Raw genomic sequence first — 25,182 nt, forward strand, 5'->3', positions numbered from 1 at the left:
AAAGCTCTACAGCCAGCATTGTCATTATGAAGCGGATCGTATCATTTGCCGTCAGCCTTTACTACGCAGCCGAAAACGCCGCTGTGGGAACGCTTTTGCGCAAAACCACTGACGTGCTGGAGCAGTCGAAGATCAAAATGCTGTTCGACTTTGCATTCTTCTATATCGTATTAATGGTGCCCCTTACCTTCGTGTTACTGTTTAACCACGATTACTTCCATCTGGCTGTGGGAGCAGCCTTTGCTGGCATCTTCCTGATTTCCTTCGTCATTTTACAGAACAAGCGGTATTATACCACGGCTGCCGTTATCACCGTACTGAATCCGATGGTACTCACCATGCTATCGTCGTTCTTTAATCACCTGGACGTGTCACCGATGTACGCGATGCTTTGGATATTGAGTATTTTACTCGCTTTTTTCATCATCCACCTGCGTGCGGCCCTAATACTGGGACTGATGCTGTGTCTTTACCTGGGGCTGGTGGCCTATATAAGGGTAAATAATATAGAAATACCCGTACTGGCCGGCTACTCGCAAAACTGCTCGGATATATTTAACCCTTTCCTTACGGGGTGTTATATATTATTGATGATTCGCGTGCTTGGGCATCATTACCGTAATGTAGCCACCCTTGAAAGGCTGCAGGCGATCGAAAAGCAAAAGCAGTTTTCCGCCCTCATCAACCAAAATCTAACCAAACAGTTCCTGATCCTCAAAGGACTCTCCCGCTCTGGCCAGTCCGAGTTCCTGGACGGCCGCACCGAACTGCTGGACGAATGCTTTGCCGAGATAGAGCGCCAGTGCGACACCGCCATCAATTACCTGGATACAGAGAAACACTAACTACTTACAGTCCTTCCGCCTGGTATCTATCAGGAATACGATCTTCCAGCCTTCGGGTAACCTTACCAGTTGAAACGAGTTCACCCCGCAATGACTCAACTTGCTTCCCAGGTAAAACTGGTAAGGCGTCCATACTGAAGCCAGGTTTCCATCGACCAATACCTGCCCAAACTCGATACGTTCATCCCACACGTCCGTGTGAGGTGTTCCGACAGCCTTTAAAAAGCGATTTACGTCGCCTGTGGCTACACGCGTTTCTGCACCATCTTCTGCAACCACCGTTTGCATAATAATCCTATCGGCCAGAACTGCCCTAACAGCGGCACTATCGCCGTTCCTCATGCCTTCAAACATCCTATTGACAACTGTTTTCACATTTTCTATTTCGCCATTCTGCGCCCACAGCGCATTAGAAATAGATAAGGCCGCTACAAAAAGTAGTATCAATTTAATTTTCATAAATATAAAATGTAGGTAATGTATTAGTATTCAATGTTTATAAAGGGATCTCTGTTTAGAAGCAGGGGTGTTAAAATGTTACAAAATTTACAACTTTCGGGTATTTGCGGGGGCGTGGGGCAAGCTTACCTTTGTTTCATCATCAGGTACCGATCCTGAGTTACACTAAGCAATAGTGATGTTCTATTTTCCCGGCCATGAATGCGTCCTTTTCCCGTACCATGATTTTTTGAGTGTGTTCTATTTTTTCCCGACCTTGAAATGTCCTGATTGTCCTGAAGTCTATGAATGTTCGACATCTCGTTCTATTATCCAATCTTTGTCTATGAAGTTTTAGTTTTACATCTCTCCTTCCTGTGGAATTTGGGTTCTCCGTTTTTGGGGAACCTTTTTTGTTTTTACTAAGAACGGGAAAATGTGGTTGGGAGCAAATGGGAATGTGATGGATGGACTTGGGCTTATATGAAAAAAATATGCCCCTCGAAAAGTCGAGGGGCCGAGTGTGGATTACTAACCCATTTTTTTAATAACCCAAAATCTTAAGCATGCTTTGAGCTGTTTGCTCTTTAGCGTATAGCCAGTCTTTTAATTGTCCGTTTTTATCGTAACCAACGATCACGTGCTTTGGCGAAGGGATCAGACAGTGTTTAATACCGCCATAACCGCTAAGCTGGTCCTGGTAAGCACCGGTATGGAAAAAGCCGATATAGAGTGGCTCCTTGGTTTCCTTTCCGTTTGACGCTTTGGGCAGAAACACCGCGTTGATATGTTCTTCCGAAGTATAGAAGTCGTATCCGTCGCAGGTAAGCCCTCCAAGATGCACCTCCTGGTATTCCTCGTCCCACTTGTTAATGGGTAACATCAGGAACTTTTCCCCGATACCCCAGGTGTCTGGCAAGGTAGTAATGAAAGAACTATCTATCATGTACCAGATCTCACGGTCGTTCTGCATCTTCTCTCCGATCACGCTGTAAATTACCGCGCCACTCTCTCCAACTGTAAACGAACCAAACTCTGTATAAATATCCGGTACCGGTACTTTATTCTTTTTACAAACACTCTTGATATTGGCTACGATCTCGTTTACTATATAAGCGTAATCGTACTCGAACCCGAGGGAGTGTTTAATCGGGAAGCCACCACCTATGTTAATGCTTTCCAGTTCGGGACAAATCTTTTTCAGTTGGCAGTACAGGTTTACTACCCTGTTAAACTGACTCCAATAGTAGATATCGTCCTTTATACCTTTGTTCATGAAGAAGTGTAACATCTTCAGTTCGAACTTCGGGTTACCTTTCAATTTGTCAACATAAAACTCCAGGATGTCGCGGGAGCGGATGCCTAACCTTGAAGTATAAAAATCAAAGGAAGGCTCCTCTTCTGCTGCAACCCTCAAACCAAGCTTTACCGGATCTTTAGTCCGTATCAGTTTGCTGTAGTCTTCCAGCTCCTCTTTATTATCTAACACCGGTATCACATTTCTGAAACCGCTGTTAACCAGTTTCGCGATGCTGCGGGTGTAAGCTTTCGTTTTGTAACCGTTACATATCACAAAGGTATCCTTTGTGATTTTCTTCCTCTCATACAATTTATTGATAATATCAATATCGTATGCAAATGAAGTTTCGATGTGTACGCCGTGTTTCAATGTTTCCTCCATTATAAAGGAGAAGTGAGAACTTTTGGTACAATAGCAATAGTAATAATTACCATCATACTTATTTTTCTTGATAGCATCCTGGAACATCTTTTTCGCCTTGTTTACCTGCATCCCGATTTTGGGGAGATAGGTCAATTTGAAAGGAGTACCATATTTATCTATCAGTGCCTTAACATTCAGGCCATTGAACTCCAGGTAATTGTTCTTCACATCGAAGCCTTCCTGGGGAAACTCGAACGTCTGGTTAACGAGATCCGTGTAGGTGTTATTCATTTACTGCTGAGAATGAATTTAAGGATTAGAAAATCTAAACTTCAGGATAAATGTCCTTGATTTCCTGCTGGAAACTTCTGGTTTACACACCTACGTAAGTTCGTTTCCCAGCAATAGGCTGCAAATCTACTATTTTGTTCCATTGGTTTTCCAAAAATCTCCATCTTTTTTATGAAAGGCCCCTAAGTTGCCTAAATTCCTACAAATCAAACAATTGTATGACTTTAGAACGTCTCTTTGGCGCTGGCCGACAGCAGTTCAATGGAGCGCTTCCCTTCACAAAACAGCAGGTCGAGGATACTTAGGTTCCGAATGAAGCCCACCCGTTCCTGGAACACCTGGGTATAACCGGTGATGCCGAGTCGCTCATCCTGATCGCCCGGAGGCGCGAACCGGTCCCTGGCATCGATGGTGCCGTCGAGGTCGGAAGTGTCTTCATAACGATCTGTCAAAATAGCAGTCTTCTTAAAACCGATCTTCGAATTCAACCAGTCGAAGCAGGCCATATTCCAGTCCAACAAGTATTCGAACTTTTTTTCATACAACCCCTGGAGGTCATCTTCATAATACTCGAACCAGGGGGAACGGCGGTAGGCAGATACCAAAGTTTTCCAATGTAGCGCCTGCCAATTTTCAGTGTCGCTGATGCGAACATCCTTCATCACCGTCCTTTGATTTTTTCCTTTAACAAGCGGAACGCTCAAAAGTATTCGTCCATTCGGTCCGGCAATGTAACAGCGATTCCTGAAACTCACTTTTTGATAGTGTTCATATCTCTCTATCCTTAATACGTTGGCATTAATTAAAGTTTTATAGTACTCAATATTTGGAAAATATTGAGAATCAATTAATAAAGAAACCTCTTTTTGACCTTCTGCCATAGTGACGGTAGTTTGCTTTCGTTTTGTAAAAATCAGTTGAAATCAGTTATCTAAAATTAAATATTAAGCTTCCGTTTCCCAGTATTAACAAATTGAAAAACAGCTCATAGAATTAAATTTAATATGCTAGCTACTTTAGTAAAAAGAACGTCAGCCAAAAAATTGAATTCTTTGCAAAAATACTAAAGTAATTAGTAGAAAAATAGATTCATTTTCAGTGTTTTTACTTGAAGTGAAATGTTAAACAAACAGGCCGCCCCCAGCCTTTCAAAAAGCCGAAAAATTGAACGGGAAAATGAGGTGGTCAAAAAAGGAAGGACCTACCTCATGAAGAAGTAAAGATGAGGTAGCCAGAAATGACTTGATCTTGATCGACTAAATGACCAAATTGGAGGGTAGCGAAAAACGTTTTGTGATGTCTCCGATTGAAAAGAGGGTTTAAAAATGATCGTTTCACATTCCTTAAGATGCTAATATGTTAGGCGAAAAGCGGCTTTCCAAAATCCGACATATTGGCACTTTTGCCCCAAAAACAAGTAACGGTATTTTATATGTGTGTACCCAAGATTGTTCATTTGGCCATTTTGAGCCACCATCGATGTAAAGAAAAGACCTTGTCACATATTATTAATTCCATATACCAAGTGTCGTTTTGAAGAACCTGGTGGAGAAAATGACAGTAGGCGATTTTCTAAAATTGACTAAACGAATTATAGAATTATTAAATACCTCTTGAAGTTTTCAGGCGTTTAGAAAATTTGGGACATATATAATATGGAGTAATGGACGTACGAGACATTTAAAAATATCTCCATAACATCAATGTTGCCAGGCTCCTATTTCTGGATTTTTAAGGATGTGAATTCCGAAAATTGGCTCAAACAAATACTCTATTATTTACATACGACAGTGCAAATCGGGACAAACTAATATCAACAATTACCATCAGGAAACGTCATTTTATTAAAAATGGTCAGAAGTTGAATTGCTCAAATTGGCGGAACACATGTCGATATTGAAAAATCGTACAGCTAGTTTTGATACCCAAAATTGGAGATCCAGCCATTTTTTCCCCTTATTCCGGCAGCCTCAAAGCCAAAAACGATTTATCATTTATTGTTATACATCTCCCCTTTTCTATTACTCGAAAACCAGGAACCCGACATTTGCGATTCCTCCCAATTACTTGGAAACCGTATTTCGGAACCTGAAATACACAATCTACCGGATAAACTGAGCGGCGGATTTTTGACTTTTGAGCGACTTTCTGATATTATATTAACGCAGTTTAAAAATGGAAGATTCGACTTATCAATCAGATTTCGGTCGATTTTACGATTCATTATTCAGCTTTTCACCATCTTAAAACCTGGTTGAATTTCCTTTTTGACGCTATTTAAAACCCACTTTTTCGACCGGTGAAAACCAATAGAAGCACCTTTTTGACTTCCGATTTTCCGAAAAACAGCGTTTCCAATTTTACTTCTATCCTTTTTTACTAGCCAGAAAAAGGCCTTTTAATCAAATCTAAAAGCTTGAAATTTCGTGGAAAGATGAGTTGATCGTCCCGGAAATCGCGCGCTGAAAATCGGATACAATTATAAAAATCAAAGATTTTAGTTCGACGACTTTGTACGATTAACGGGCTCAAAAAAGAGTCAGTGAATGAATTTTGAGGTGAGAGTTCTTGAGAGAAGATTCCCCCAACTACACAGATTTTCCATCATCTGCCAACTCCAACTGACCGATTCGGCGATTAGAAAAACAGCTTTTCGTACAGTGAAACAAGGACTAAATATCTCATTTGAACCAGTCTGCCATGGGACAAACAGACACCCTAATGGGTCATTTTAGACTATAAGAGAAGGTTATAACTGACATGAAATTGGGGAAAAAGTCTTCAATTTCCGACTTTTAAGGGTGACCAATAACCACCCTTACGGGCAAATCAAGACATACCAAAGAAGCATCTAAACAACCTTAAAATCGCACATTTTTAGTAATCGCATCTTCAAACAGCCTCCTGAAACCACTTTAAAACACCAGCTATACCATCTCGAAAAACAAGATACGCTCCCTCCCTATCAACATAAAAAATGATAACCGTAAATACAAATTGGGCTACAAAAGACCATTAAAAGTAGCACCATCGACAAAATAACCACCCTCAGCCAGCGTTTAAAAGCATGTTAAACCACCTGCCGACCGCCTGAAAATTGAAAAATAGAACGTAGGTTTGGTGCAAATTTGATAAAAATGACCTTGCCAATGAGATACGTTCGCTTGTTATTAGTAGTATTCGTAGCCTGGGGCACCATGAGTTCCTGCGAAAAAATGAAGGACCTGGAGTTTGTTAAAGTGGCCAATTTCGGCTTAGATAACCTTGGGTTTACGACCAGCGTTGTGAGAATGAGCATCGCGTATTATAATCCCAATAAATTCGCCCTCAAACTGAAAGAAGCAGATTTCGACCTGTTTTTGAACGATGTTAAAGTAGGTCACTCCAGCCAGGATACCTTAATATATATACCGGCCAGGGACACTTTTTACTTCCCGGTGAAGATGGAGGTGGATATGTCGAATGTATTTAAAAATGCGCTGACTGCTATCATTTCCAAGGAGGTAACCATTAAGGCATCGGGGAAATGTAAGGTAGGTAAAGGCGGTGTTTTCCTGCCCTTTCCTATAAAATGCGAGACCAAACAGCAGCTGGGCTTATTCTAAAACTCATCTATTATAGCTAATAAGTAAGGCCTTCCTGAGGGAAGGCCTTACTTATTAAAAAGGGCCGCCTTTATGCAAGGCTGCCCTTTTCTATCTCTCTATACTAACGTGCATTATTGTTTTTTCTTCGTCGGCTGTCCACCACCGTCTTCCGGTTTTTTACAGCAGGTAGGAAGTGCTTTGTAAGAATCTTCGTTAGCGGTCACATCGTCCGCATCGTATCCCGCGTTGGCTATAGCGGTTTTCACATTTTCTATGTTCGTACGGTCGGTGTAATACTTCACCGTAGTTACCTTTTTCTTAAAATCTACCTTGCACGACTGAATTCCATCTTCCCTGTACATGTAACGCTCGATAGTGCCTTTGCACATTTCGCACTGTACCGTAGGAGTATTGATTTTCGCCGTAGCCAAAGTACCTTTCTTGGCCTGGGCCATTGTAACACCCATTCCAACGAACATAAACACGAGCAGTAATCTGATGATACGCATAAAAAGTCTGAATTTTATAATCTAATATACAAATAAAAATTCAAATATATCACTTACCCCAGGCCGCAGGGTCGTTCCTCCAGGATTTTAACGTTTCCTGTTCTCCTTCTGAAACCAGCCCCTTTTCTACTGCCAGTTCTATAAGCGCTTCGTAGTTACTCATCGAACGGTAAGGAACACCGGCCTCGCCCATAGCTTTTACCGCCACATCGAACCCGTAATTAAAGATAGATACCATGCCAATTACGTTCCCGCCTTCAGCACGGATGGCCTGAACCGCTTCCAGGCTACTTTTCCCGGTGGAAATCAGGTCCTCGATTACCACTACCCGCTGGCCTTCCTGTAAAACCCCCTCTATCTGCCTGCCCATACCATGCTCTTTCGGCTTAGAACGAACGTAAATAAAAGGCAATTTCAGCTGATCGGCCACCATGGCTCCGTGAGGAATACCCGCGGTAGCTACACCGGCTATCACATCGGCTTCTGGAAACACTTCGAATACGATGTTGCTCATCTCCGATTTAATAAAATCCCTCACATACGGGTAGGATAATATCTTACGGTTATCGCAATAAATAGGCGATTTCCAACCGGAGGCCCAGGTGAAGGGCTCTGACGGGCTAAGCTTTACGGCTTGTACCTGTAACAGTTTCTCTGCTACCTGCTTTTCACTTACATTGTTCATGAACGCAAAAGTAAAATAAAATGCAGAAAAGGCGCTAAACGGAATTTGCTACTTTTGCAACCATGCAAACACCCACCATTATATATATAAACGAACGATCGTTATACATCGTATTTACCGGCACCAAAACGGATGCCGGTATACCGGAATTTAACAATCCGGATGATGCCACTATTGCCACGGTGATAAACGACATGGCTAACGACAAACTGGACGGAGCAGTACTGAGCAGCAGCGATCCGGAAGCTTTGTTTGAACAGGTAAAAGCACATTTCACCGTACTGGTGGCGGCCGGTGGACTGGTAACCAACCCCGCAGGTGATGTACTGATGATCTTCCGCCGCGGCAAGTGGGACTTACCCAAAGGCAAATGGGACGATGGTGAAACGATTGAGGAGTGTGCCGTACGCGAAGTAACTGAGGAAACTGGCCTGTACTCGATTACCCTTGGACCAAAGATCACCGAAACCTACCACTACTACCCGTATAAGGGCAAAAAAGTGCTGAAACACAGCATATGGTACCATATGGACTTTACCGGAACGGAGCTTACCGTGCCGCAAATCGAGGAAGATATTGTTGACATTGAATGGGTGCGGGCAGAGAATGTAGATAAGTACCTGCTGTACTCCTACCAGAACATCATTAACGTGTTCGACCGCTGGAAAGAAATGAAATAAAAAGGACGCCGTGCAGCATTTGCACGGCGTTGTTATTTTCAGGAAGCCGCTGCTTCTGTAGTATCTTTCTTTTGCAATACCGCCACAGTTAAGCGGCTCACACATACCAGCTTGTGGTGATCGTCGGTAATGCGGATGTCCCATACATGGGTGGATGCACCGAGATGTAAGGGTTTGGCGATGGCGTGTACATACCCTTCACGCACGCCGCGTACGTGGTTGGCATTAATTTCCAGCCCCACAACGATTTGCTTTTCAGGGTTGATGACCAGTCCGGATGCCATGCTGCCTACCGTTTCGGCCAGTGCGGCCGAAGCCCCACCGTGTAACAAACCGTATGGCTGTACCGTGCGGCGGTCTACGGGCATCATTGCCCGCAGGTAATCGGTACCTATTTCGGTAAACTCCATACCCAGGTGTTCACCCATGGTGCCCAGTCCCCCTTCGTTTAGCTGCTCGAGCGATACTTTTAATGAATGCCAGATTGGTTTCATACAATAAAGAGTTATGCTGATTTGATTGTGCGTAATACTGGTGCTGGTACGAACTGCGACGCATCGCCACCATGCCTTATCACATCGCGCACCAGCGTAGAAGCTACGGTGCTGTAACGTGGCGAGCAGGTGAGAAAGATGGTTTCAATTGAGTCGTCCATCATCCTGTTCATATCGGCTATGGCCTTCTCGTACTCAAAGTCACTCACATAACGGATACCCCTCAATATGAAATTCGCGTTTATCTGCTTGCAGAAGTTCACGGTTAACCCCTCGTAAGAGGCAACTTTAATCTTCGGCTGGTCCTTATAGATCTCTTTAATCCAGGCAACCCGCTGTTCGATAGAGTACATCGGCTGTTTACCTGAATTGATGCCAATACCGATCACCAGCTCGTCGAACAGGTCGATGGCCCGGTCTATTACATCTGTGTGTCCAAAGGTTACCGGGTCAAAAGTGCCGGGAAATAAGCAAATACGTTGCATAATATGTTAAGGTTTTCGCAGCTCTTCCCGGTTGATGAACACGGAGAAGATGGTAGTACCATAATTTCGCTCGGTACGATAATAGGAAAAATCTTTGTAGTTATTACGTGGCGTATGTTCCAGCACAAACCAGCCTTCAGGGTTCAGTAACTCCCTGTTAAAGATGATCTTCGGCAGTTCGTCGATGGTATCCAGCGCGTAGGGCGGACCTGCAAAGATGAAGTCGAACTTCTCCGTACAGTGTTCCAGGTATTTAAACACTTCCGAACGCATTAGTTTCAGGTGATTAATACCCAGTGAGGCCGCGGTTTTTTGAATGAAGTTGGCCATGGCCGGGTCTTTTTCCACGATCGTTTGATCGGTGGCGCCACGGGAGGCCAGTTCATAACTAATACTGCCTGTTCCCCCAAAAATATCCAGGGTTTTAAGCGAAGGTATATCTAAGTTATTCTCGATAATATTAAACAAACCGCCCTTCGCAATGTCGGTGGTAGGACGGGTATGAGGCATGTTAGCGGGAGGACTGATCTTTCTTCCACCCATTTCGCCGCCGATTATACGCATAATGCTAAAGCATACAGGTTATGGAAATGATGAGGCGCTACTTCCAGCATCTTGGAAAGGTAGGAGAAACTGTCGGGGCGTTGTACCCAGCTAAGTTTAGGGATAAACTTGTACAGTTCCTGGTATACCTGCGAGTTTTCTTCCAGCGCTCCACCCAGCTTTACACGCACGTCCTGTTCAGACAACTGTAGCTGGCGAAGGGCATTTACCGCATAATACACTACGTCAAGCCCGGTTTTGTAGGCGAACTGCTGCTGTAACAGCAGGTTGCCGCTCGAATACAGGGTAAGCGTAAACTTTTGCTGCTGTACCTCAATAAACACGGTACCATCCGGGCTGTGAATATCGGGATCCTGGTTGTAAGCCTTTAGCAGTGCGGTATGTGCGTGTACTACTTTATCGGTGGAAAACTCTTTACGAAGAAATCCGAGTATATCTTTATCTGTAGCATAAACGTTTACCATGGCCAGTTCGGGCAGTACGTCCGTTAAAACGGCTTCCTGCAACTGTTCCTGGTGTGCTACGTGAAGAAAATCTTTCTTAAGCTGGGAGCCGTAGAACATTTCGGGCACCAGTGTATTATCTGCCGTATCAAAAGCCAGCAGCACTTCTTTGAAAGCGGTAAACAACAGTTTATCCGCATCAAATACCTGTTCGATCATTTCCAGTTCGGCCACTGCGATGTTCCCTGGCTGAAAGCTGTAGGACTTTAATGCCAGGAACTTCCGCATCGCGGTGGTGTACACGGCATAACTGAAAGTCCCCTTACCTACCAACACCACCAGGTGGCAGGTAGTAAGGTCTGTTTCCAGCAAACTGGTGTCATCAATCGCAAAAGTGGGTTGTATCGTGTAAGCCACGGGCATATTACGTCATTTGTAAGGCACAATAATAGGCATTTTTGTTGAAAACTGCCTGAAATCGTGCGCTGTTAAAGGTTTAAGTATCTTTGCCGCCGTAGTATATGCAAGTAGATACATCTAACCGGCAAGTGTTAAAGATTGCGGGCCCGATATGGCTGGCCCTTATTGTTCCGCAGATCAACCACATGACCAATACGGCTTTCCTCGGCAGACTGGGCCAGTTCGAACTGGCAGCCAATGCCATCGCGGGTATTTACTACCTCGTGATGTACATGATTTCGCACGGACTCAACAACGGTATGCAGGTACTGATAGCCCGCCGGGCGGGGGAACTGAATTACCGTGGCATCGGCCGGCTGTTTTCAAACGGTATATGGCTCGGATTGTTGTTTGCGGCTGCAGGTATTCTTATCACTTTTATGGTTGCGCCCTTCATTTTCGCGAAGGCTTTACATGACCCCCACATACGCGAGGCGGCCCTGTCATTTATCCGTATCCGTGTTTGGGGCCTCCCCTTTTTAATGATGATGGGCCTGGCCAACTCTTTTTATATCGGTACAGCCAATACCCGCATTCTCGCCATCACTTCGTTGTTCATGGAACTCACCAATATCGGGTTCGACTACGCACTTATTTTCGGTAAACTGGGTTTCCCGGCTATGGGACTGAATGGCGCTGCGTATGCTTCCATCATTGCTGAGTGTACCGGGTTTATCACTGCCTTTAGCATGCTGCTGATACTTCGTTATCACCGGCAGTTCCATTTGTTCAGCTGGTTAAAACCGCATTGGGAAACTATGCGCACTACATTAACCGTGGCCGCACCGCTTATCGTACAGTTCGTGTTCAGCATCGGCGGCTGGCTGGTGTTCTTCATTTTCATTGAACATTTGGGGCAACGGCCGCTGGCCATTTCTAATATGATGCGCAGCGTGTTTGGCTTCTTCTCCATATTTATATGGGCGCTGGCCGCTACGGCCAATACGATGGTGAGTAACCTTATCGGTCAGAACAGGCAGGACGAAGTGCTGGGTATCATCAAAAAGATCATGAGCTTTAGTGTGCTTTGCGCTTTAGTGGTGTGTACGTTGGTGAACATCTTCCCGCACGTAATTTTAGGTATATACACCACCGATGCGACGCTTATTGCGGAGGCACTACCCTCTGTACGTATGATTACGGCCAGCACACTCATTACTGCCGTAGCCGCCGTGGTATTTAACGGCGTAACCGGCACCGGCAACACCCGCGTAAACCTGTTCATCGAGTTCACCGCTGTAGCTTTGTACCTCATTTATTGCCAGGTGGTAATAGAAAAATGGCAAAAGCCCCTGCACTGGGCATGGGGCTCTGAATTTATTTACTGGTTCAGTATTCTCGTAATGTGTTTATGGTACCTGAAAAGTGGCAGGTGGAAAGGGAAAAAGATATAGGGGGAACAAGCAGTAGTACTACTATTAAGCCCCCGTTGCGACGCTCCGTTCAACCACAGCACACTATTCAGCTTATTACTGCATGCCTTCCAGCATCTTTTTTCCTTCTGCTTTCGTTTGCAGGTCATCAAAGATAATAGGACGCAGACCATTCATCTTCCTGAGTATTTCCATGGCTTCGGTATCCTTGTTATCCTGGTGATAGGCAATGGCAAGGTCGTACCAGTTAATAACGTACGCGGGCTTTAGTTTACGGCACTTTTCGTAATTGGCAATGGCATCCTGGATGGTGCCGGGAGGTACACCGCCGAAAAGTACTTTCGCCGCTGTTTTTTCTATGCTGCTCAGGTTAGCCAGTTCGAAGTTCCATTTACCCAGCAGGTGATATACTTCCGGATAATCTGGTTTAAACTTCAGGGCCAGGTCGGCATACTTTTTCACTTCTTTGGCAGATGCCACTTTCTCTTTCGCACCCGATATTAAACCTATGCGGCCCAATACCACCGCCATGGCAAAGTTGGCCTCGGCATTAGAAGCATCGGCGGCCAGTGCCTGTTCGGCCAGCGTTTTTGCCTCTGTATAATAAGTTTGTTTGGCTGCTTTGTCCTTTTGACGATACCCTTCGCGCACCGCCAGCAGGCTGGCCTGTACCATCGCCGGCACATTGGCAGGCTGTATCTTCAGTATATCGCGGTATTTCGCCAGTGCATCGGCTTCCTTCATCTGCTTCTCCAGCGTTTGGGCTTCGGCCTGCAACTCTTCTACGGTTTGCGCATGTACGCTAAATGCAACCGCGAGCAATATTAATAAGCTACTAATCTTTTTAAACATAGGACGGGTTCTTTAACGGTAATAAATATACGAAGACTATTAGTAATTCTTTTCCAACACCACCAGGGAATTGCGGATTTCGCCCCCCATTGGCGGGTTCATTTTCTTTAAAGCTACTTTGGTGTAAGTTATATTGGGGAAACGCTGGTGAATAAGGAACGATATATCGTACACCACCTGTTCCAGCAAGGGCTGGGGCACCACCATAGCTTCCCGGGCTATGTCGTACAGCGAGGCGTAGTTAACGGTTTCGGCGAGCGCCTCCACCTCATCGGGCTCAGGAAAACTAACGTAGATGTCGAGGTAAAAATCATTGCCCAGCACACCCTCTTCGGCATAATAACCGTGATAAGCGAAAAAACGTAACTGTTCCAGTGCCACCGTGAGCATAATGCAGGCAAGTTTAAAAAGAAAGGAAAAGGCCGGGGCCTTTTCCTCTATCAAAAATTAATGATGTTCTTTAGCAGAAAGGTAACGTTCTGCATCCAAGGCGGCCATACAACCACTACCTGCTGCTGTTACCGCCTGGCGGTATATTTTGTCCTGTACGTCGCCGCAGGCAAATACACCTTCGATATTGGTTTTGGAAGTACCAGGTACAGTTTTAATGTAACCCTGCTCATCCAGGTCCAGCTGACCGGCAAAAATGCCGGAGTTAGGCTGGTGACCAATAGCCACGAAGAAAGCGCTCACCGGGATTTCCGTTTTCACGTTGGTCTGATTGTTTACCAGCCTAACCGCTTCTACCTTTTTATCGCCTATTACCTCGTCGGTTTCGGAGTTCCAGTACACCATGATGTTGGACGCTTTCAGTACCCTGTCCTGCATTACCTTAGATGCACGCATTTCATGCTTACGCACGATCATGTGTACATTCGAACACAGTTTGGAGAGGTACAGCGCTTCTTCGGCCGCGGTATCGCCCGCCCCTACGATCGCTACCTCTTTACCACGGAAGAAGAACCCGTCGCACACGGCACAGGCGGAAACACCGCTGCCGTTGAGGCGTTGCTCGCTCGGTAAACCCAGCCATTTGGCAGAAGCACCGGTAGCAATGATCAGCGCATCGGCGGTGATCACTTTCTCTTCATCGATCGTAACGGTGAAGGGTTGTTTAGACAGGTCTACTTTTGTAGCCATGCCGAAACGGATATCAGCACCCATACGGGTTGCCTGTTTCTCGAAATCCACCATCATTTCCGGGCCCTGAATGCCTTCGGGGTAACCGGGGTAGTTTTCTACTTCGGTAGTAATCGTTAACTGACCACCGGGCTGTATGCCCTGGTACAGTACTGGTTTGAGGTTCGCCCTTGCAGCGTAGATAGCTGCTGTGTACCCGGCAGGACCGGAACCGATGATAAGGAGATGTACATGCTCACTTTGCGTGTTTGTTTCCATGCTGTCGTTTGAATAATTTTTAAATGATTGGTTGGTTTATCGTGGTATAATAATGTTTTTGATGTCTACCGCGTAACCGCCCCAGTAACCCAATGCCCCGTCCACATTACCCAATACCTTGGTTGGCGAAGTAAAAGGATTGCCCGCACTGCTAAAGGCAAAGTCCAGTGTGCGCCAGAAGTCGTACGTAGCCTTGTCGATATTACAGAACTTCAGCGTAACGGTATCGCCGCGCTCAAAGAAACCGTAATTATCAAAGTCCAGCTTCTCGCTCCTGTCGTACCCCGCATCCATCGCAATATCGAAGGTGGTGCCGTTCACCACCTGGTCGTCTACTACGGAATTCAGTCCAGGTAAATAACCTTTCCTGTTACGGGCGGTAAAGTAGCGAACGTAATTCCCCCTTACCGGCGGGTCTGTTACCCTTACCATTACCCGCGCCTTCGTCGTGTCTTTACCTTCGGTTTTTATCCACCACATGGAATCGACCTTCAGGTCGTTACCGGGAATGGTAGTCACCGACTCGTAGCTTTTACCTTCAGCTTCTATCTTCAGCGTATAACTGGTGTTAAAGGCTCCACGAAATGCCGTATTGGCGGCCAGGGGATCGATGGAGTAATAAAACACCGTCAGCGAATCGCTCACCTTCACTGTATATTCCTTTAACTGGTGCGTGCGGGTACCGTTTGAGACGGTCACTTTGGCGCCATGGATATAGGACTGTTCCAGCATTTCGGGTGTAATTTTCGAGTAGAAGTCGAGGCTTCTGCTTAGCTGCACCCTTGGGTATTGCCCGCTTTCAATCGTGCCTTCCACTACCAGTTTGCTCTCCCTGTCTAACAGGTCGATTTCCACCGTGCGTTCGCAGGCGGGGCAAAAGATAATAAAAAGCAGTATGAAACTAAGGTTTCGCATAACAATAAGTCTGCAAAAATAACGGGTATTGAGAAGAAATGGGAATATTGACCATTAAAAAACGCCGGCCATGTAAAAACAGGCCGGCGCTTAAACCATTAAAATATTTTCTGATATAAATGTATTAACCCAGATAGGATTTAAGTGCACCGCTATAGCGCGCTTTTTGGAGGCGTTTAATCGCTCTTTCCTTGATTTGTCTAATCCTTTCTTTTGTCAGATCATATTTCTGCCCTATCTGTTCGATAGTGGCGCCGTTTTCTCCATCCAGACCAAAATACGCGTTCACAATCTCGGCTTCACGGGGGCTGAGTGATTTCAGCACCCTGCGGATCTCTTCGCGAAGAGAATCACGCATCACATCATCATCGGTAATATCTCCACCTTCCAGCAGGTCGCCCATAGCTACGTCTTCGGCTTCATGTACTGGTGCGTCCAGTGACATATGGCGGGTGTTGCTCTGGAAGATATTGTTGATCTCCGATTCTGACATTTCCAGGATTTCTGCGAGTTCCTCGGTAGAAGGTTCACGCTCGTTTTCCTGTTCGAAAGCCATGTAAGCTTTGTTAGCTTTATTATAAGTGCCAATTTTGTTTTGCGGCAGGCGAACAAGACGACCCTGTTCAGCTAACGCCTGCAGAATGGATTGGCGAATCCACCATACTGCATAGGAAATGAATTTAAAACCTTTGGTTTCATCGAAACGCTGGGCTGCTTTAATCAAGCCGAGGTTACCCTCGTTGATCAGGTCGCTCAGACTGAGCCCCTGGTGCTGATATTGTTTAGCAACGGACACAACGAAACGTAAGTTGCCTGTGGTTAATCTTTCAAGAGCCTTTTGATCGCCCATTTTGATGCGTTGAGCCAACACAGTCTCTTCCTCCGGAGTTAACAAAGGGATCTTCGAGATTTCCTGCAGGTATTTTTCTACCGCCTGCGAATCACGATTGGTGATCTGGGTGGCAATTTTAAGTTGCCTCATATTTTAAAAGTATTGGTTTAAAAAAATGTATAACACTCGAAAAAAAATTTTGTTGTAATTATTTAAATGTTATACCTTACAATTTGCTGTAAAAAGCCTGCAAAGATCGTGCTAATCCCACACGTTTCCAAATAACTTCACTCCTATCTATCTTCGCTAACCAGCTAATAACAAAATACTAATTCAAAACGTAAAATTATAGCCTTTTATTAAGTATTTTTAGTGCTTTAAATAAATTTTAACAATTGAAAAAGAACGGTCTTTAAATTAACAAGATCTCTAATTTATTAATACTCTTATTGTAAATTCTTCAATGATTACAGACTTAAGAAGCGACACTTTCACCAAACCTACCCCCGGTATGATGGAAGCAATGGTACAGGCACACACCGGCGACGACGTATTTGGCGAAGACCCATCGGTGAACCAGTTAGAGGCCATGATGGCAGAACATTTTGGCATGCAGGCGGCCCTTTACTGCCCTTCCGGCACAATGAGCAACCAGATTGCCATAAAAGTACATACCCAGCCGGGCGACGAACTGATTTGTGGCGACCACTCCCATGTGTATATATACGAAGGCGGCGGTATTGCCTTTAACTCAGGCGTACAGGTACGCACCGTGGACAGCGACCGCGGTATGCTGGCAGCGGCGGATATCATCGCGGCTATTAACCCCGATGATGTACATAAAGCCCGTACCTCCATCGTTTCGCTCGAAAACACCTCGAACCGCGGAGGCGGCTGCTGTTATGAACAGGAAGCCCTGGAGCACGTCCGCGAGGTATGCGACCAGCACAAACTCGCCCTGCACCTGGATGGTGCCCGCCTGTTTAACGCACTGGTAGCCACCGGCCAAAACCCTAAACTGTACGGCCAACTGTTCGACAGTATCTCGGTTTGCCTGAACAAAGGCATGGGCTGCCCTATGGGATCGGTACTCATGGGAAGCACCGGTTACATCAAACAGGCAAGAAGAATACGTAAAAAGTTTGGTGGAGGGTTGCGCCAGGCCGGATATATGGCGGCAACCGGCATTTATGCCATGGAGCATCACATCGCCCGACTTGCAGACGACCACGCCAATGCCAAACGTATTGCCCGCGCACTGCTGAAGCGCGAGTTTACCGGCCACATGCTGCCGGTAGACACAAACATCGTTATTTTCGACGTAAAGGGCGACTGGACGCCGGTTACCTTTACCGAACACCTTAAAAAACATAACATCCTGGCCATGGCCATTTCTGCCACACAGGTGCGCATGGTTACCCACCTGGACATTAGCGAAGCGCAGACCGACCATGTTTGTGCGGTAATTGCTGAAATGACATGTTAATATAATTGGACTAACATCAGTCCCCTACCCGGCCGCCGTTGTGTCACTCCCTTCGGCGGCCGTTTCTTTACCAAACAGGGTAATAAAACATCACTCCACCCTATTCCTTCCTATAGGCATCCTATATCGATCCTATACCCATCCTATATCCAAATTCGCTGAAACCCTTGCTGGTGGTGACGGGTATTATAGGATGGATATAGGATCGATATACCTTCGGTAAAGATGTTCGCCATGGTGGCTCGTTTAAGGGCATTGCCCGAAGGGAAGTGGCTGTCCGTTGAAACAGTACTGTAATATAATATTGACTTTGCGACACCTGCTTAAAGCCTGCGTAAAGCCAGTGTAAAGCCTGTTTCGTCGGTTCATCGTCGGTTCATCGTCGGTTGGTGACAACAAAAATGTTGATATAATTCCCTGCCCGGCCAGCGGTTTACTGTTGAAGAGTGCGACGCAACGGGGGCTAAATAGTATTCCTGTCGCCTGGCCCAACCCCTAATTGGGAATTAAGCGCATTCTGGTTATTTTTGCGCTTCAATCGTTTTTAAGACGCTATTATGGAATTATCGAAGAACTATATACCGTCCGGCACAGAGGACAAATGGTACGGGCACTGGATGGACAAAAAATACTTTAACTCCAAACCAGATGGCCGACCTCCATTTACCATTGTAATACCGCCCCCTAACGTTACCGGCGTACTGCACATGGGCCATACGCTCAACGAAACGGTACAGGACATATTGGTGCGTAAAGCCCGTATGAGCGGCTTTAACGCCTGCTGGGTACCCGGCTCCGACCACGCCTCCATTGCCACCGAAGCTAAGGTGGTAGATATGCTCAAAAGAGAAAAAGGAATCGAAAAATCACAGCTCAGCCGCGAAGAGTTCCTGAAACACGCGTACGAGTGGAAAGATAAATATGGTGGCATTATTTACCACCAGATCAAAAAACTGGGCTGCTCCTGCGATTGGGACCGTGTTAGCTTTACGATGGACGACCATTACTACGAGGCCGTTATTAAGGTGTTCGTTGACCTGTTCCATAAAGGCCTGATTTACCGCGGTGCCCGTATGATTAACTGGGATAGCAAGGCTAAAACCGCCCTCAGCGATGAGGAAGTGGAATATAAAGACCTGACCGGTAAGCTGTACCATGTTAAATACCCTATCGTGAACGCGGCAGGCGAAAAAACAGGCGAGTTCATTACCATCGCTACCCAGCGTCCGGAAACGATCATGGGCGATACTGCCATTTGCGTAAACCCGGAAGATGAGCGTTATGCTCACCTGAAAGGCCACTTCGCCCTGGTACCGATGATCGACCGCAAAGTGCCCATCATTTTCGATGAGTATGTTGATAAATCGTTCGGTACAGGCGCCCTGAAAGTAACGCCTGCCCACGACATCAATGACTACAACCTGGGGCTGAAACATAACCTGGAAATTGTAGACACGCTTAACGACGACGGTACCCTCAGCGCCGCTGCTATTGTATTTGTGGGCGAAGACAGGTTCGTGGCCCGTAAAAAAGTAATCGCACTGCTGGACGAAAAGGGCCTGCTCGTAAAAGAAGAGGAATATACCACCCGACTCGGTTACAGTCAGCGTAACCCTACCACCGTAGTAGAACCGCGTATCTCTACCCAGTGGTTCGTGAAAATGGCCGACCTGGCGCAACCTGCGCTCGAAGCGGTTACCAGCGGCGATGTACGCATACATCCCGGCGACCGTTTCATGGCTACTTACAAGTACTGGATGGAAAACGTGAAGGACTGGTGCATCAGCCGCCAGCTTTGGTGGGGACAGCGTATACCGGCCTGGTACGATGAAAGCGGCAACTTCGTGGTAGCCGAATCACAGGAATCGGCTATCAGGGCATATACCGAGAAGTTCGGCGAGCCAAAATCAACACTGAAGCAGGACGAGGATTGCCTCGATACCTGGTTCTCCAGCTGGTTATGGCCTGTAGAGGTGTTCGATGGTATTAGCCGTCCGAACAACGAAGACATTAATTACTACTACCCTACCAATGTACTGGTAACGGGTCAGGATATCATCTTCTTCTGGGTAGCGCGTATGATCATGGCGGGCCTGGAATATAAAGAAGAGAAGCCGTTCAGCGATGTATACTTCACCGGTATGGTGCGCGATAAGCAGGGCCGTAAGATGAGTAAACAATTAGGCAACTCGCCCGACCTGCTGGAACTGATAGAGAAATTTGGTGCCGATGCGGTTCGCTTTGGTATCATGATCTCTTCTCCTGCCGGTAACGACCTGCTGTTTGATGAAAGCAGCTGTGAGCAGGGCCGTATGTTCAACAACAAGATGTGGAATGCGTTGAAGCTGTTGAAAATGTGGAAGATCGAAGAAACAGGTAATACCACCCCGCACTTTGCCGTACAGTGGTTCGAAAGCCGTTTGAACCAGGCACACGCCGAAGTGGAAAACCTGATGAAAGACTTCCGCCTGAGCGAAGCGCTGAAAACCATTTACAGCCTTATCTGGGACGACTATTGCAGTTGGTACCTCGAATGGATCAAACCTGGTTTTGAGCAACCGATCGATGCCGAGGTGTATAAACAAACCATCGGCTTCTACGAACGACTGCTGCAACTGCTGCATCCTTTCATGCCTTTTGTGACAGAGGAAATTTACCACCTGTTGAAAGAGCGCGCAGAAGGCGACGACCTTACGATTAAACAGTTTGCTACACCCGGAGCTGTGAATGCAGCGATACTTGCCGATGGCGAACTGGCCAAAGAAGTGATTACCAGCATCCGCGACAGCCGTAACAAAAACCAGATCAAACCGAAAGACCCGGTTGAACTGCATTTTGAAACCAGCAACGAAGCTGCGTTTAAACGTATTGAGCAGATAGTGGCCAAACAGGTAAATGCGAGCGCCGTTACTTATACCAAAGAAGCCGTAACCGGCACTATTGCACTGGTAATACAGAAAGATAAGTGTTACATCCGCACCGAAACGGTGTTGGATACCGCTAATCAGAAAGAGCAATTGCAGAAAGACCTGGAATACCAGAAAGGCTTTTTGAAGTCGGTAGAGATAAAACTCAGCAACGAGCGCTTCGTGGCAAATGCTAAACCGGAGATCGTGGATATAGAAAGGCAAAAGAAGGCAGATGCAGAAGATAAGATCAAAGCGATAGAGGAAAGTTTGAAATTGTTATAATTTTAGAGAGCGTCCGGCGTTTATAAACCGGACGTTCTTTTTTTTACACTATGATGCGAAAACTCTTTTTAATAGCCTGTTTTGCCGGTTCTATCCCTGCCTTTGCGCAGAACAAGCCTCCCGTAAAGCAGCCAGCAACGCCCGCTGCCGCTAAAACAGCACTTCGTTTCCGTACTACCTGGAGCAACTTCCTCAGCGACTCCATTCCCCGGCCCAACATCTTAAAGATAGCCGATTCGCCGCTGGTAGTGTGGGATCAGAAAAACAATAAATACCCCGTCATCGCTTTTGAATTCACTTACGAAAGCCGTGAAGTTGGCATTAACGATACCACGAACAAACCGGTGATTTACAGCGACTTTACCGGCGAAGTGTTTAAGACCGATCGCCTCTCGCCGTTGTGGAGCAAACATGTGAAAGAAACTTTGAAACCAGGTGATGTGCTGTACTTCAACAACATCATCGTAAAGTATGCGGAAGATAAGTTGTACCGCGTGCCGCCGTTGAAGTTTTTTGTAAGATAAAAGATATGTAAAAGGCCTGCAACGCGCAGGCCTTTTTTATGCTTTAGAAGCTGAATAACTGTTGTAAAGGCAATATAAACTGCACATACTCCTTCCTGCCCGGGTCCTGCGGATCTACATCTAACAAGTGTGAAAAACGTACGCCGAACGTGAACGGGATCGTGTTTCCCACTTTAGTATCGAAGTATAGCTCGGCGCCTGTGGAGGCGAAGCGGCTATCACGTTTGGTGCGGAAGTTATACGCCATGCTATGATCGTAAAACAGGTTGGCGCGTATCCGCATGAAATAAAGAATATGCGCAAAACCCCAGTCGGGGTACATAATCGGAAAGTGATAGTTTGCGCCCAGTTTATAAATATGTTCGTAAAACGGTTCGTTATACCCGCGGGCATACGAAAAGTTGTCGGTAAACGCATACCGCAGCAGGGTATCGCGCTGCTGGTAGGCACTTTGCAGCACCAGGCTGTGAGTGGGAAAAAGTCCGGGCAGGTACAAATCCAAACGGCCCATCAGTTGCTCTGCCGGCACATTGTTTACCGACTTGCGATACTCCAGGTACAGCGACTGTGCAAACGGCGAATTGATTTGCTGGCGGGCTTTTGCACGCTGGTTTACGAAACTCAGGTAAGTAGTTACATACTGGAATTCCCGGTCGCGGAACATGTATTTGCTCTGCGCATCTTTCACCCGTTGTTTGTAAGTATAGTTACCGCCAATCGTTAAAGCACGGCCATATAAACCACGGGAAAGCTGCAATGGGATGGAGAAGCCCGCATGCCAGTCCATTTCTTTCCAGTATAGTTGTACGGTATCGTTTACGAATAAACTGCGGTTAAAAGTATAGGCAGCGCCGGTGGTGAGGTAAGGGAATAAGGTACCGGAAAGCAGGTCGGCGCTTATTTGCGAGCTGCCTTCGTTTCGGTTGTAAGTATAAGTAGCCGCAGCGGTCACTGTGTTCAGGATGTTATCGCTGTAGGCTGTAAGACTGTATTCAGGATCGCTGAAAGTCGGCACCCAGCTATGTACATGGAATAGGCCATGGAGTTGTGAGTACTTCTTTACAGGATTGGTTACATCCGGTACTTTGGTCAAAATATTACCGCCTTCTTTAAAGTCCGGCTGTAGCCAGGCACTTTGCTGCGGGTGGACTTTAGTGAGTTGTAAAGGTGTGCGGAAGAGTTTATAACCGTTAGCCGTAAATTCGGTAAACACCAGCTGCCCGTCCTGCAAGTCCATATGTTGTACACCGTTGCGGGCGTGGGTGGCCTGCATCAGCGAGCCATCAATAGTATTAAGCGCGTACACATTATCTGCATTATCATAATTGGCAGTAATAAGCACGGTATCCCCGTGAATAGCCGGAATACCCAATACCTGCGTATTCCAGGGCACCAGCACTTTGGTTTCACCACTGCTAATGTCCTGTTGTATCAGGGCTATTTTTCCATCTTTACGGCGTACACCCGCTATTATCGACTGCCCGTTTTCAGTGAACTTGGGATAGGTATAATACCAGTTACCGGGGTTCGGCAACGACTTAGTAATGTTACCGGTAGCAGCATCCAGCAGATCGAGGCTGTACTTCATGGCGGTGGAGGATGACAAAGCGCAGATGAGTTTACCATCAGGCGATATATCCGGGGAGAAGTAGCGTGTTTTAAGCGTGAGCTGGCGTTTTTTCCCCGCTTCATGCACCATCACCACCGAATAATCTTTCCACGACCAGCGGGGATGGTAGCGGCCTTCGGTCCATACAATACGTTCGTTACGGTAACTGAAGTAATCGTCGAAGCCGAAGCCGGGCGAGAACAGTTTATGTTCGGAGCCATCCTTCTTTATAAGATAAAAGCCCTGGATCTTTTTGTAAGAGCTTTTCAACACCAGCAGCTCTCCGTTCGTGGTGGTGTATACGTATTTATAATCTGTTACCGTTTTAGTATTGGGACTGATGATGGCCGTGTCGTTGTAAGGGGTCTTTTGCTGATCCGCCTTCCATTGCTCACGGTACCAGTTAATGCTGGCGTTGTAAAAACCAGTGATGTTTTTCCCGGTACGGCGTTTAATACCCTGGCTCAGCGGGTAAAACACCCCTTTGAAGCGCACGGCATCGTCCGTCACGTCTTTCCAGAAGGTTTGCCCGTACTCATAACGGCCGTAACTGTTCATGATATAACCGAGCGGGTAATGATTGGGCACGTAGTCCTTATAAGAGCCATTCCTGATCTTCATGTAGCGGTAGTCCTTACCGGCGAGCGATAAGGCCCTGAAACCATCGAAAAAGGCCGGTAAACGCCCTCTCCCCTGGTTACTGAGCGCCGTTTCCATCAGCACCGCATCGCCTTCCCAGTACCAGTTGGGCACGGCAATGTTATTGGCGGCAGTTTGTCCCAGTTCACCACCCAGTATACCTACCACGCGCGACAGGCCCACGTTGAAATTGATGTTCTGTAATACGTGCCTGTACTCGTGGAGCGACAACTGATCTACCCAGTCCATAGCCCCCATATCATTAGAATTAGGCGGAGGAGCGAGATAAAATTCGGAGCGGAAAGGGGCCATTTGTACATAACCGTTGGCCGAGAGCGTTTGGTTTTGCAGTACGATACTCATTTTCCGCTGCATATTACCGATGGAGGTACGGGCGTTGCGGTTAATGTACATCACGGTATTAGCCACACGCTGGCCTACGCTGTCCATCCCCTCGGGGAATATTACGCGTACCGTGTCGTTATTGATCTGCCGCCACCGGTGAGTGGGCGGATTGCCCCCGAACTGCTGGGCACTGGCATAGTGGGAAAAAAGGATCGCTATACAAACAGCAGTTATGTGGCGCATATACAGTTGTAATAAAATATAAATTTAATGGTTCCGGGCATTAGTTGTTACCCCCAGGGCCAACATCTTAGTATTTTGTAAATTTGCCGAAACTTTGGGTGGAAACATGGACACAAAAAAGCACACACCGGTACTGCTTACCGAAGCTGCGGTAAAGGAACTGCTAAAACTGATGAAACAGGAAGGTTTTGATACAACCCAGCACCTGCGCATAGGCGTAAAAGGCGGAGGCGGCTGCTCTGGTGGCGGCATTAGTTATATGCTGGGATTTGACAGCCCGCTGGAAGATGATGCGCACTTCGAGGTAGAAGGCATCCCTGTGATCATTAAAAAAGCGCATGCGCTTCATTTGATGGGCATGGAAGTAGGTTACCAGGATAATGAGAAAGGGCGGGGATTTACGTTTAATAACCCGCTGGCATAACCAATAAGTACCTGATTAAGATAAGGGCTGGCATGATGCCGGCCCTTATTTGTTAGTTCCCGGGAGTGTATACACCGCTGCTTATTATCTCCCCGGAACAACGGGCTGCAAAACGTCAGCCCCTCTTATTGCAATTAATGTACTGGCAGAAATGAAGGTATACACACCGCAGCGTATTGTCCCCAAAAGCGAAAGGGCCGGCATACGC

23 protein-coding genes are annotated in these 25,182 nt (G+C 46.4%); 8 read left to right on the forward strand and 15 right to left on the reverse strand.

The window, feature by feature from the left end; genetic code table 11:
- The first annotated feature begins 26 nt into the window (after positions 1–26).
- Positions 27–845 (forward strand): hypothetical protein, encoded by an 819-nt coding sequence (locus QZT80_RS02535; RefSeq protein ID WP_295117277.1) that lies wholly within the window; start codon positions 27–29, stop codon positions 843–845.
- Here the strand turns inward: QZT80_RS02535 and QZT80_RS02540 are convergent, their stop codons facing one another.
- The 3 genes from QZT80_RS02540 to QZT80_RS02550 form a co-directional block, all read right to left on the reverse strand.
- A complete protein-coding gene (locus tag QZT80_RS02540) occupies positions 846–1,304 on the reverse strand; it encodes a nuclear transport factor 2 family protein (protein WP_295117279.1) in 459 nt (152 codons plus the stop codon). It abuts the gene before it with no gap.
- Positions 1,305–1,827: 523 nt separating this feature from the next.
- On the reverse strand, positions 1,828–3,237 hold the full coding sequence (locus QZT80_RS02545; RefSeq protein ID WP_295117281.1) for an arginine decarboxylase: 1,410 nt from the start codon (positions 3,235–3,237) through the stop codon (positions 1,828–1,830).
- A 224-nt stretch (positions 3,238–3,461) separates the two neighbouring features.
- On the reverse strand, positions 3,462–4,118 hold the full coding sequence (locus tag QZT80_RS02550) for a WbqC family protein (RefSeq protein ID WP_295117283.1): 657 nt from the start codon (positions 4,116–4,118) through the stop codon (positions 3,462–3,464).
- A gap of 2,268 nt (positions 4,119–6,386) precedes the next feature.
- Between QZT80_RS02550 and QZT80_RS02555 the strand changes: the two genes are divergently transcribed.
- Complete coding sequence (locus QZT80_RS02555) at positions 6,387–6,842, forward strand: LEA type 2 family protein (RefSeq protein ID WP_295117285.1); 456 nt, start codon at positions 6,387–6,389, stop codon at positions 6,840–6,842.
- Between the two features lie 113 nt (positions 6,843–6,955).
- On the opposite strand, the gene QZT80_RS02560 is transcribed toward QZT80_RS02555, so the two are convergent.
- Together QZT80_RS02560 and pyrE are read right to left on the reverse strand one after the other, a co-directional pair.
- Positions 6,956–7,333 carry a heavy metal-associated domain-containing protein gene (locus tag QZT80_RS02560; RefSeq protein ID WP_295117287.1) on the reverse strand — a complete coding sequence of 126 codons (378 nt, stop codon included), beginning with the start codon at positions 7,331–7,333 and terminating at the stop codon, positions 6,956–6,958.
- Positions 7,334–7,382: 49 nt separating this feature from the next.
- Complete coding sequence (gene pyrE, locus QZT80_RS02565) at positions 7,383–8,018, reverse strand: orotate phosphoribosyltransferase (RefSeq protein ID WP_295117288.1); 636 nt, start codon at positions 8,016–8,018, stop codon at positions 7,383–7,385.
- A gap of 62 nt (positions 8,019–8,080) precedes the next feature.
- On the opposite strand from pyrE, the gene QZT80_RS02570 reads away from it, so the two are divergent.
- Positions 8,081–8,698 (forward strand): NUDIX domain-containing protein, encoded by a 618-nt coding sequence (locus QZT80_RS02570; RefSeq protein ID WP_295117291.1) that lies wholly within the window; start codon positions 8,081–8,083, stop codon positions 8,696–8,698.
- Positions 8,699–8,736: 38 nt separating this feature from the next.
- Here QZT80_RS02570 and QZT80_RS02575 read toward each other — a convergent pair whose 3' ends face one another.
- Genes QZT80_RS02575 through QZT80_RS02590 form a run of 4 tightly spaced genes read right to left on the reverse strand, consistent with a single transcriptional unit; the run spans position 8,737 to position 11,107 of the window.
- Positions 8,737–9,192, reverse strand: coding sequence for a hotdog fold thioesterase (locus QZT80_RS02575; RefSeq protein WP_295117292.1), 456 nt, complete (start codon positions 9,190–9,192; stop codon positions 8,737–8,739).
- An 11-nt stretch (positions 9,193–9,203) separates the two neighbouring features.
- Positions 9,204–9,677 (reverse strand): pantetheine-phosphate adenylyltransferase, encoded by a 474-nt coding sequence (gene coaD / locus QZT80_RS02580; protein ID WP_295117293.1) that lies wholly within the window; start codon positions 9,675–9,677, stop codon positions 9,204–9,206.
- A gap of 6 nt (positions 9,678–9,683) precedes the next feature.
- Positions 9,684–10,241: an RsmD family RNA methyltransferase gene (locus QZT80_RS02585; RefSeq protein ID WP_295117295.1), complete on the reverse strand. Its 558-nt coding sequence runs from the start codon at positions 10,239–10,241 to the stop codon at positions 9,684–9,686.
- The gene (locus QZT80_RS02590) at positions 10,232–11,107 is read right to left on the reverse strand and encodes a DUF3822 family protein (protein WP_295117297.1); all 876 of its coding nucleotides are present in this window, start codon (positions 11,105–11,107) and stop codon (positions 10,232–10,234) included. Before QZT80_RS02590 ends, QZT80_RS02585 begins: the two co-directional genes overlap by 10 nt.
- A gap of 98 nt (positions 11,108–11,205) precedes the next feature.
- Here QZT80_RS02590 and QZT80_RS02595 point away from each other — a divergent pair, with 98 nt between their 5' ends.
- Positions 11,206–12,537: an MATE family efflux transporter gene (locus QZT80_RS02595; RefSeq protein WP_295117299.1), complete on the forward strand. Its 1,332-nt coding sequence runs from the start codon at positions 11,206–11,208 to the stop codon at positions 12,535–12,537.
- A gap of 75 nt (positions 12,538–12,612) precedes the next feature.
- Here QZT80_RS02595 and QZT80_RS02600 read toward each other — a convergent pair whose 3' ends face one another.
- The 5 genes from QZT80_RS02600 to QZT80_RS02620 form a co-directional block, all read right to left on the reverse strand.
- Positions 12,613–13,368, reverse strand: coding sequence for a hypothetical protein (locus QZT80_RS02600; RefSeq protein ID WP_295117301.1), 756 nt, complete (start codon positions 13,366–13,368; stop codon positions 12,613–12,615).
- A 39-nt stretch (positions 13,369–13,407) separates the two neighbouring features.
- On the reverse strand, positions 13,408–13,758 hold the full coding sequence (locus QZT80_RS02605) for a dihydroneopterin aldolase (RefSeq protein ID WP_295117303.1): 351 nt from the start codon (positions 13,756–13,758) through the stop codon (positions 13,408–13,410).
- A 57-nt stretch (positions 13,759–13,815) separates the two neighbouring features.
- Positions 13,816–14,766, reverse strand: a complete 951-nt coding sequence (trxB, locus tag QZT80_RS02610) for a thioredoxin-disulfide reductase (RefSeq protein WP_295117305.1) — start codon at positions 14,764–14,766, stop codon at positions 13,816–13,818.
- A gap of 36 nt (positions 14,767–14,802) precedes the next feature.
- Positions 14,803–15,681, reverse strand: coding sequence for a DUF4249 domain-containing protein (locus tag QZT80_RS02615; protein WP_295117307.1), 879 nt, complete (start codon positions 15,679–15,681; stop codon positions 14,803–14,805).
- 124 nt (positions 15,682–15,805) lie between these two features.
- On the reverse strand, positions 15,806–16,663 hold the full coding sequence (locus QZT80_RS02620; protein WP_012793808.1) for an RNA polymerase sigma factor RpoD/SigA: 858 nt from the start codon (positions 16,661–16,663) through the stop codon (positions 15,806–15,808).
- Positions 16,664–16,976: 313 nt separating this feature from the next.
- On the opposite strand from QZT80_RS02620, the gene QZT80_RS02625 reads away from it, so the two are divergent.
- The 3 genes from QZT80_RS02625 (at position 16,977) to QZT80_RS02635 (ending at position 21,714) form a co-directional block, all read left to right on the forward strand.
- Complete coding sequence (locus tag QZT80_RS02625; RefSeq protein WP_295117316.1) at positions 16,977–17,999, forward strand: low specificity L-threonine aldolase; 1,023 nt, start codon at positions 16,977–16,979, stop codon at positions 17,997–17,999.
- 557 nt (positions 18,000–18,556) lie between these two features.
- Positions 18,557–21,190: a valine--tRNA ligase gene (locus QZT80_RS02630; protein WP_295117318.1), complete on the forward strand. Its 2,634-nt coding sequence runs from the start codon at positions 18,557–18,559 to the stop codon at positions 21,188–21,190.
- A 50-nt stretch (positions 21,191–21,240) separates the two neighbouring features.
- Positions 21,241–21,714 carry a hypothetical protein gene (locus tag QZT80_RS02635; RefSeq protein ID WP_295117320.1) on the forward strand — a complete coding sequence of 158 codons (474 nt, stop codon included), beginning with the start codon at positions 21,241–21,243 and terminating at the stop codon, positions 21,712–21,714.
- A gap of 43 nt (positions 21,715–21,757) precedes the next feature.
- Here QZT80_RS02635 and QZT80_RS02640 read toward each other — a convergent pair whose 3' ends face one another.
- The gene (locus QZT80_RS02640; protein ID WP_295117322.1) at positions 21,758–24,550 is read right to left on the reverse strand and encodes a hypothetical protein; all 2,793 of its coding nucleotides are present in this window, start codon (positions 24,548–24,550) and stop codon (positions 21,758–21,760) included.
- Between the two features lie 106 nt (positions 24,551–24,656).
- On the opposite strand from QZT80_RS02640, the gene QZT80_RS02645 reads away from it, so the two are divergent.
- On the forward strand, positions 24,657–24,974 hold the full coding sequence (locus tag QZT80_RS02645; RefSeq protein WP_295117324.1) for an iron-sulfur cluster assembly accessory protein: 318 nt from the start codon (positions 24,657–24,659) through the stop codon (positions 24,972–24,974).
- Positions 24,975–25,182: the final 208 nt, after the last annotated feature.

Origin of the sequence: uncultured Chitinophaga sp. (genome assembly GCF_902168175.1) — a bacterium.
Classification (GTDB): domain Bacteria; phylum Bacteroidota; class Bacteroidia; order Chitinophagales; family Chitinophagaceae; genus Chitinophaga.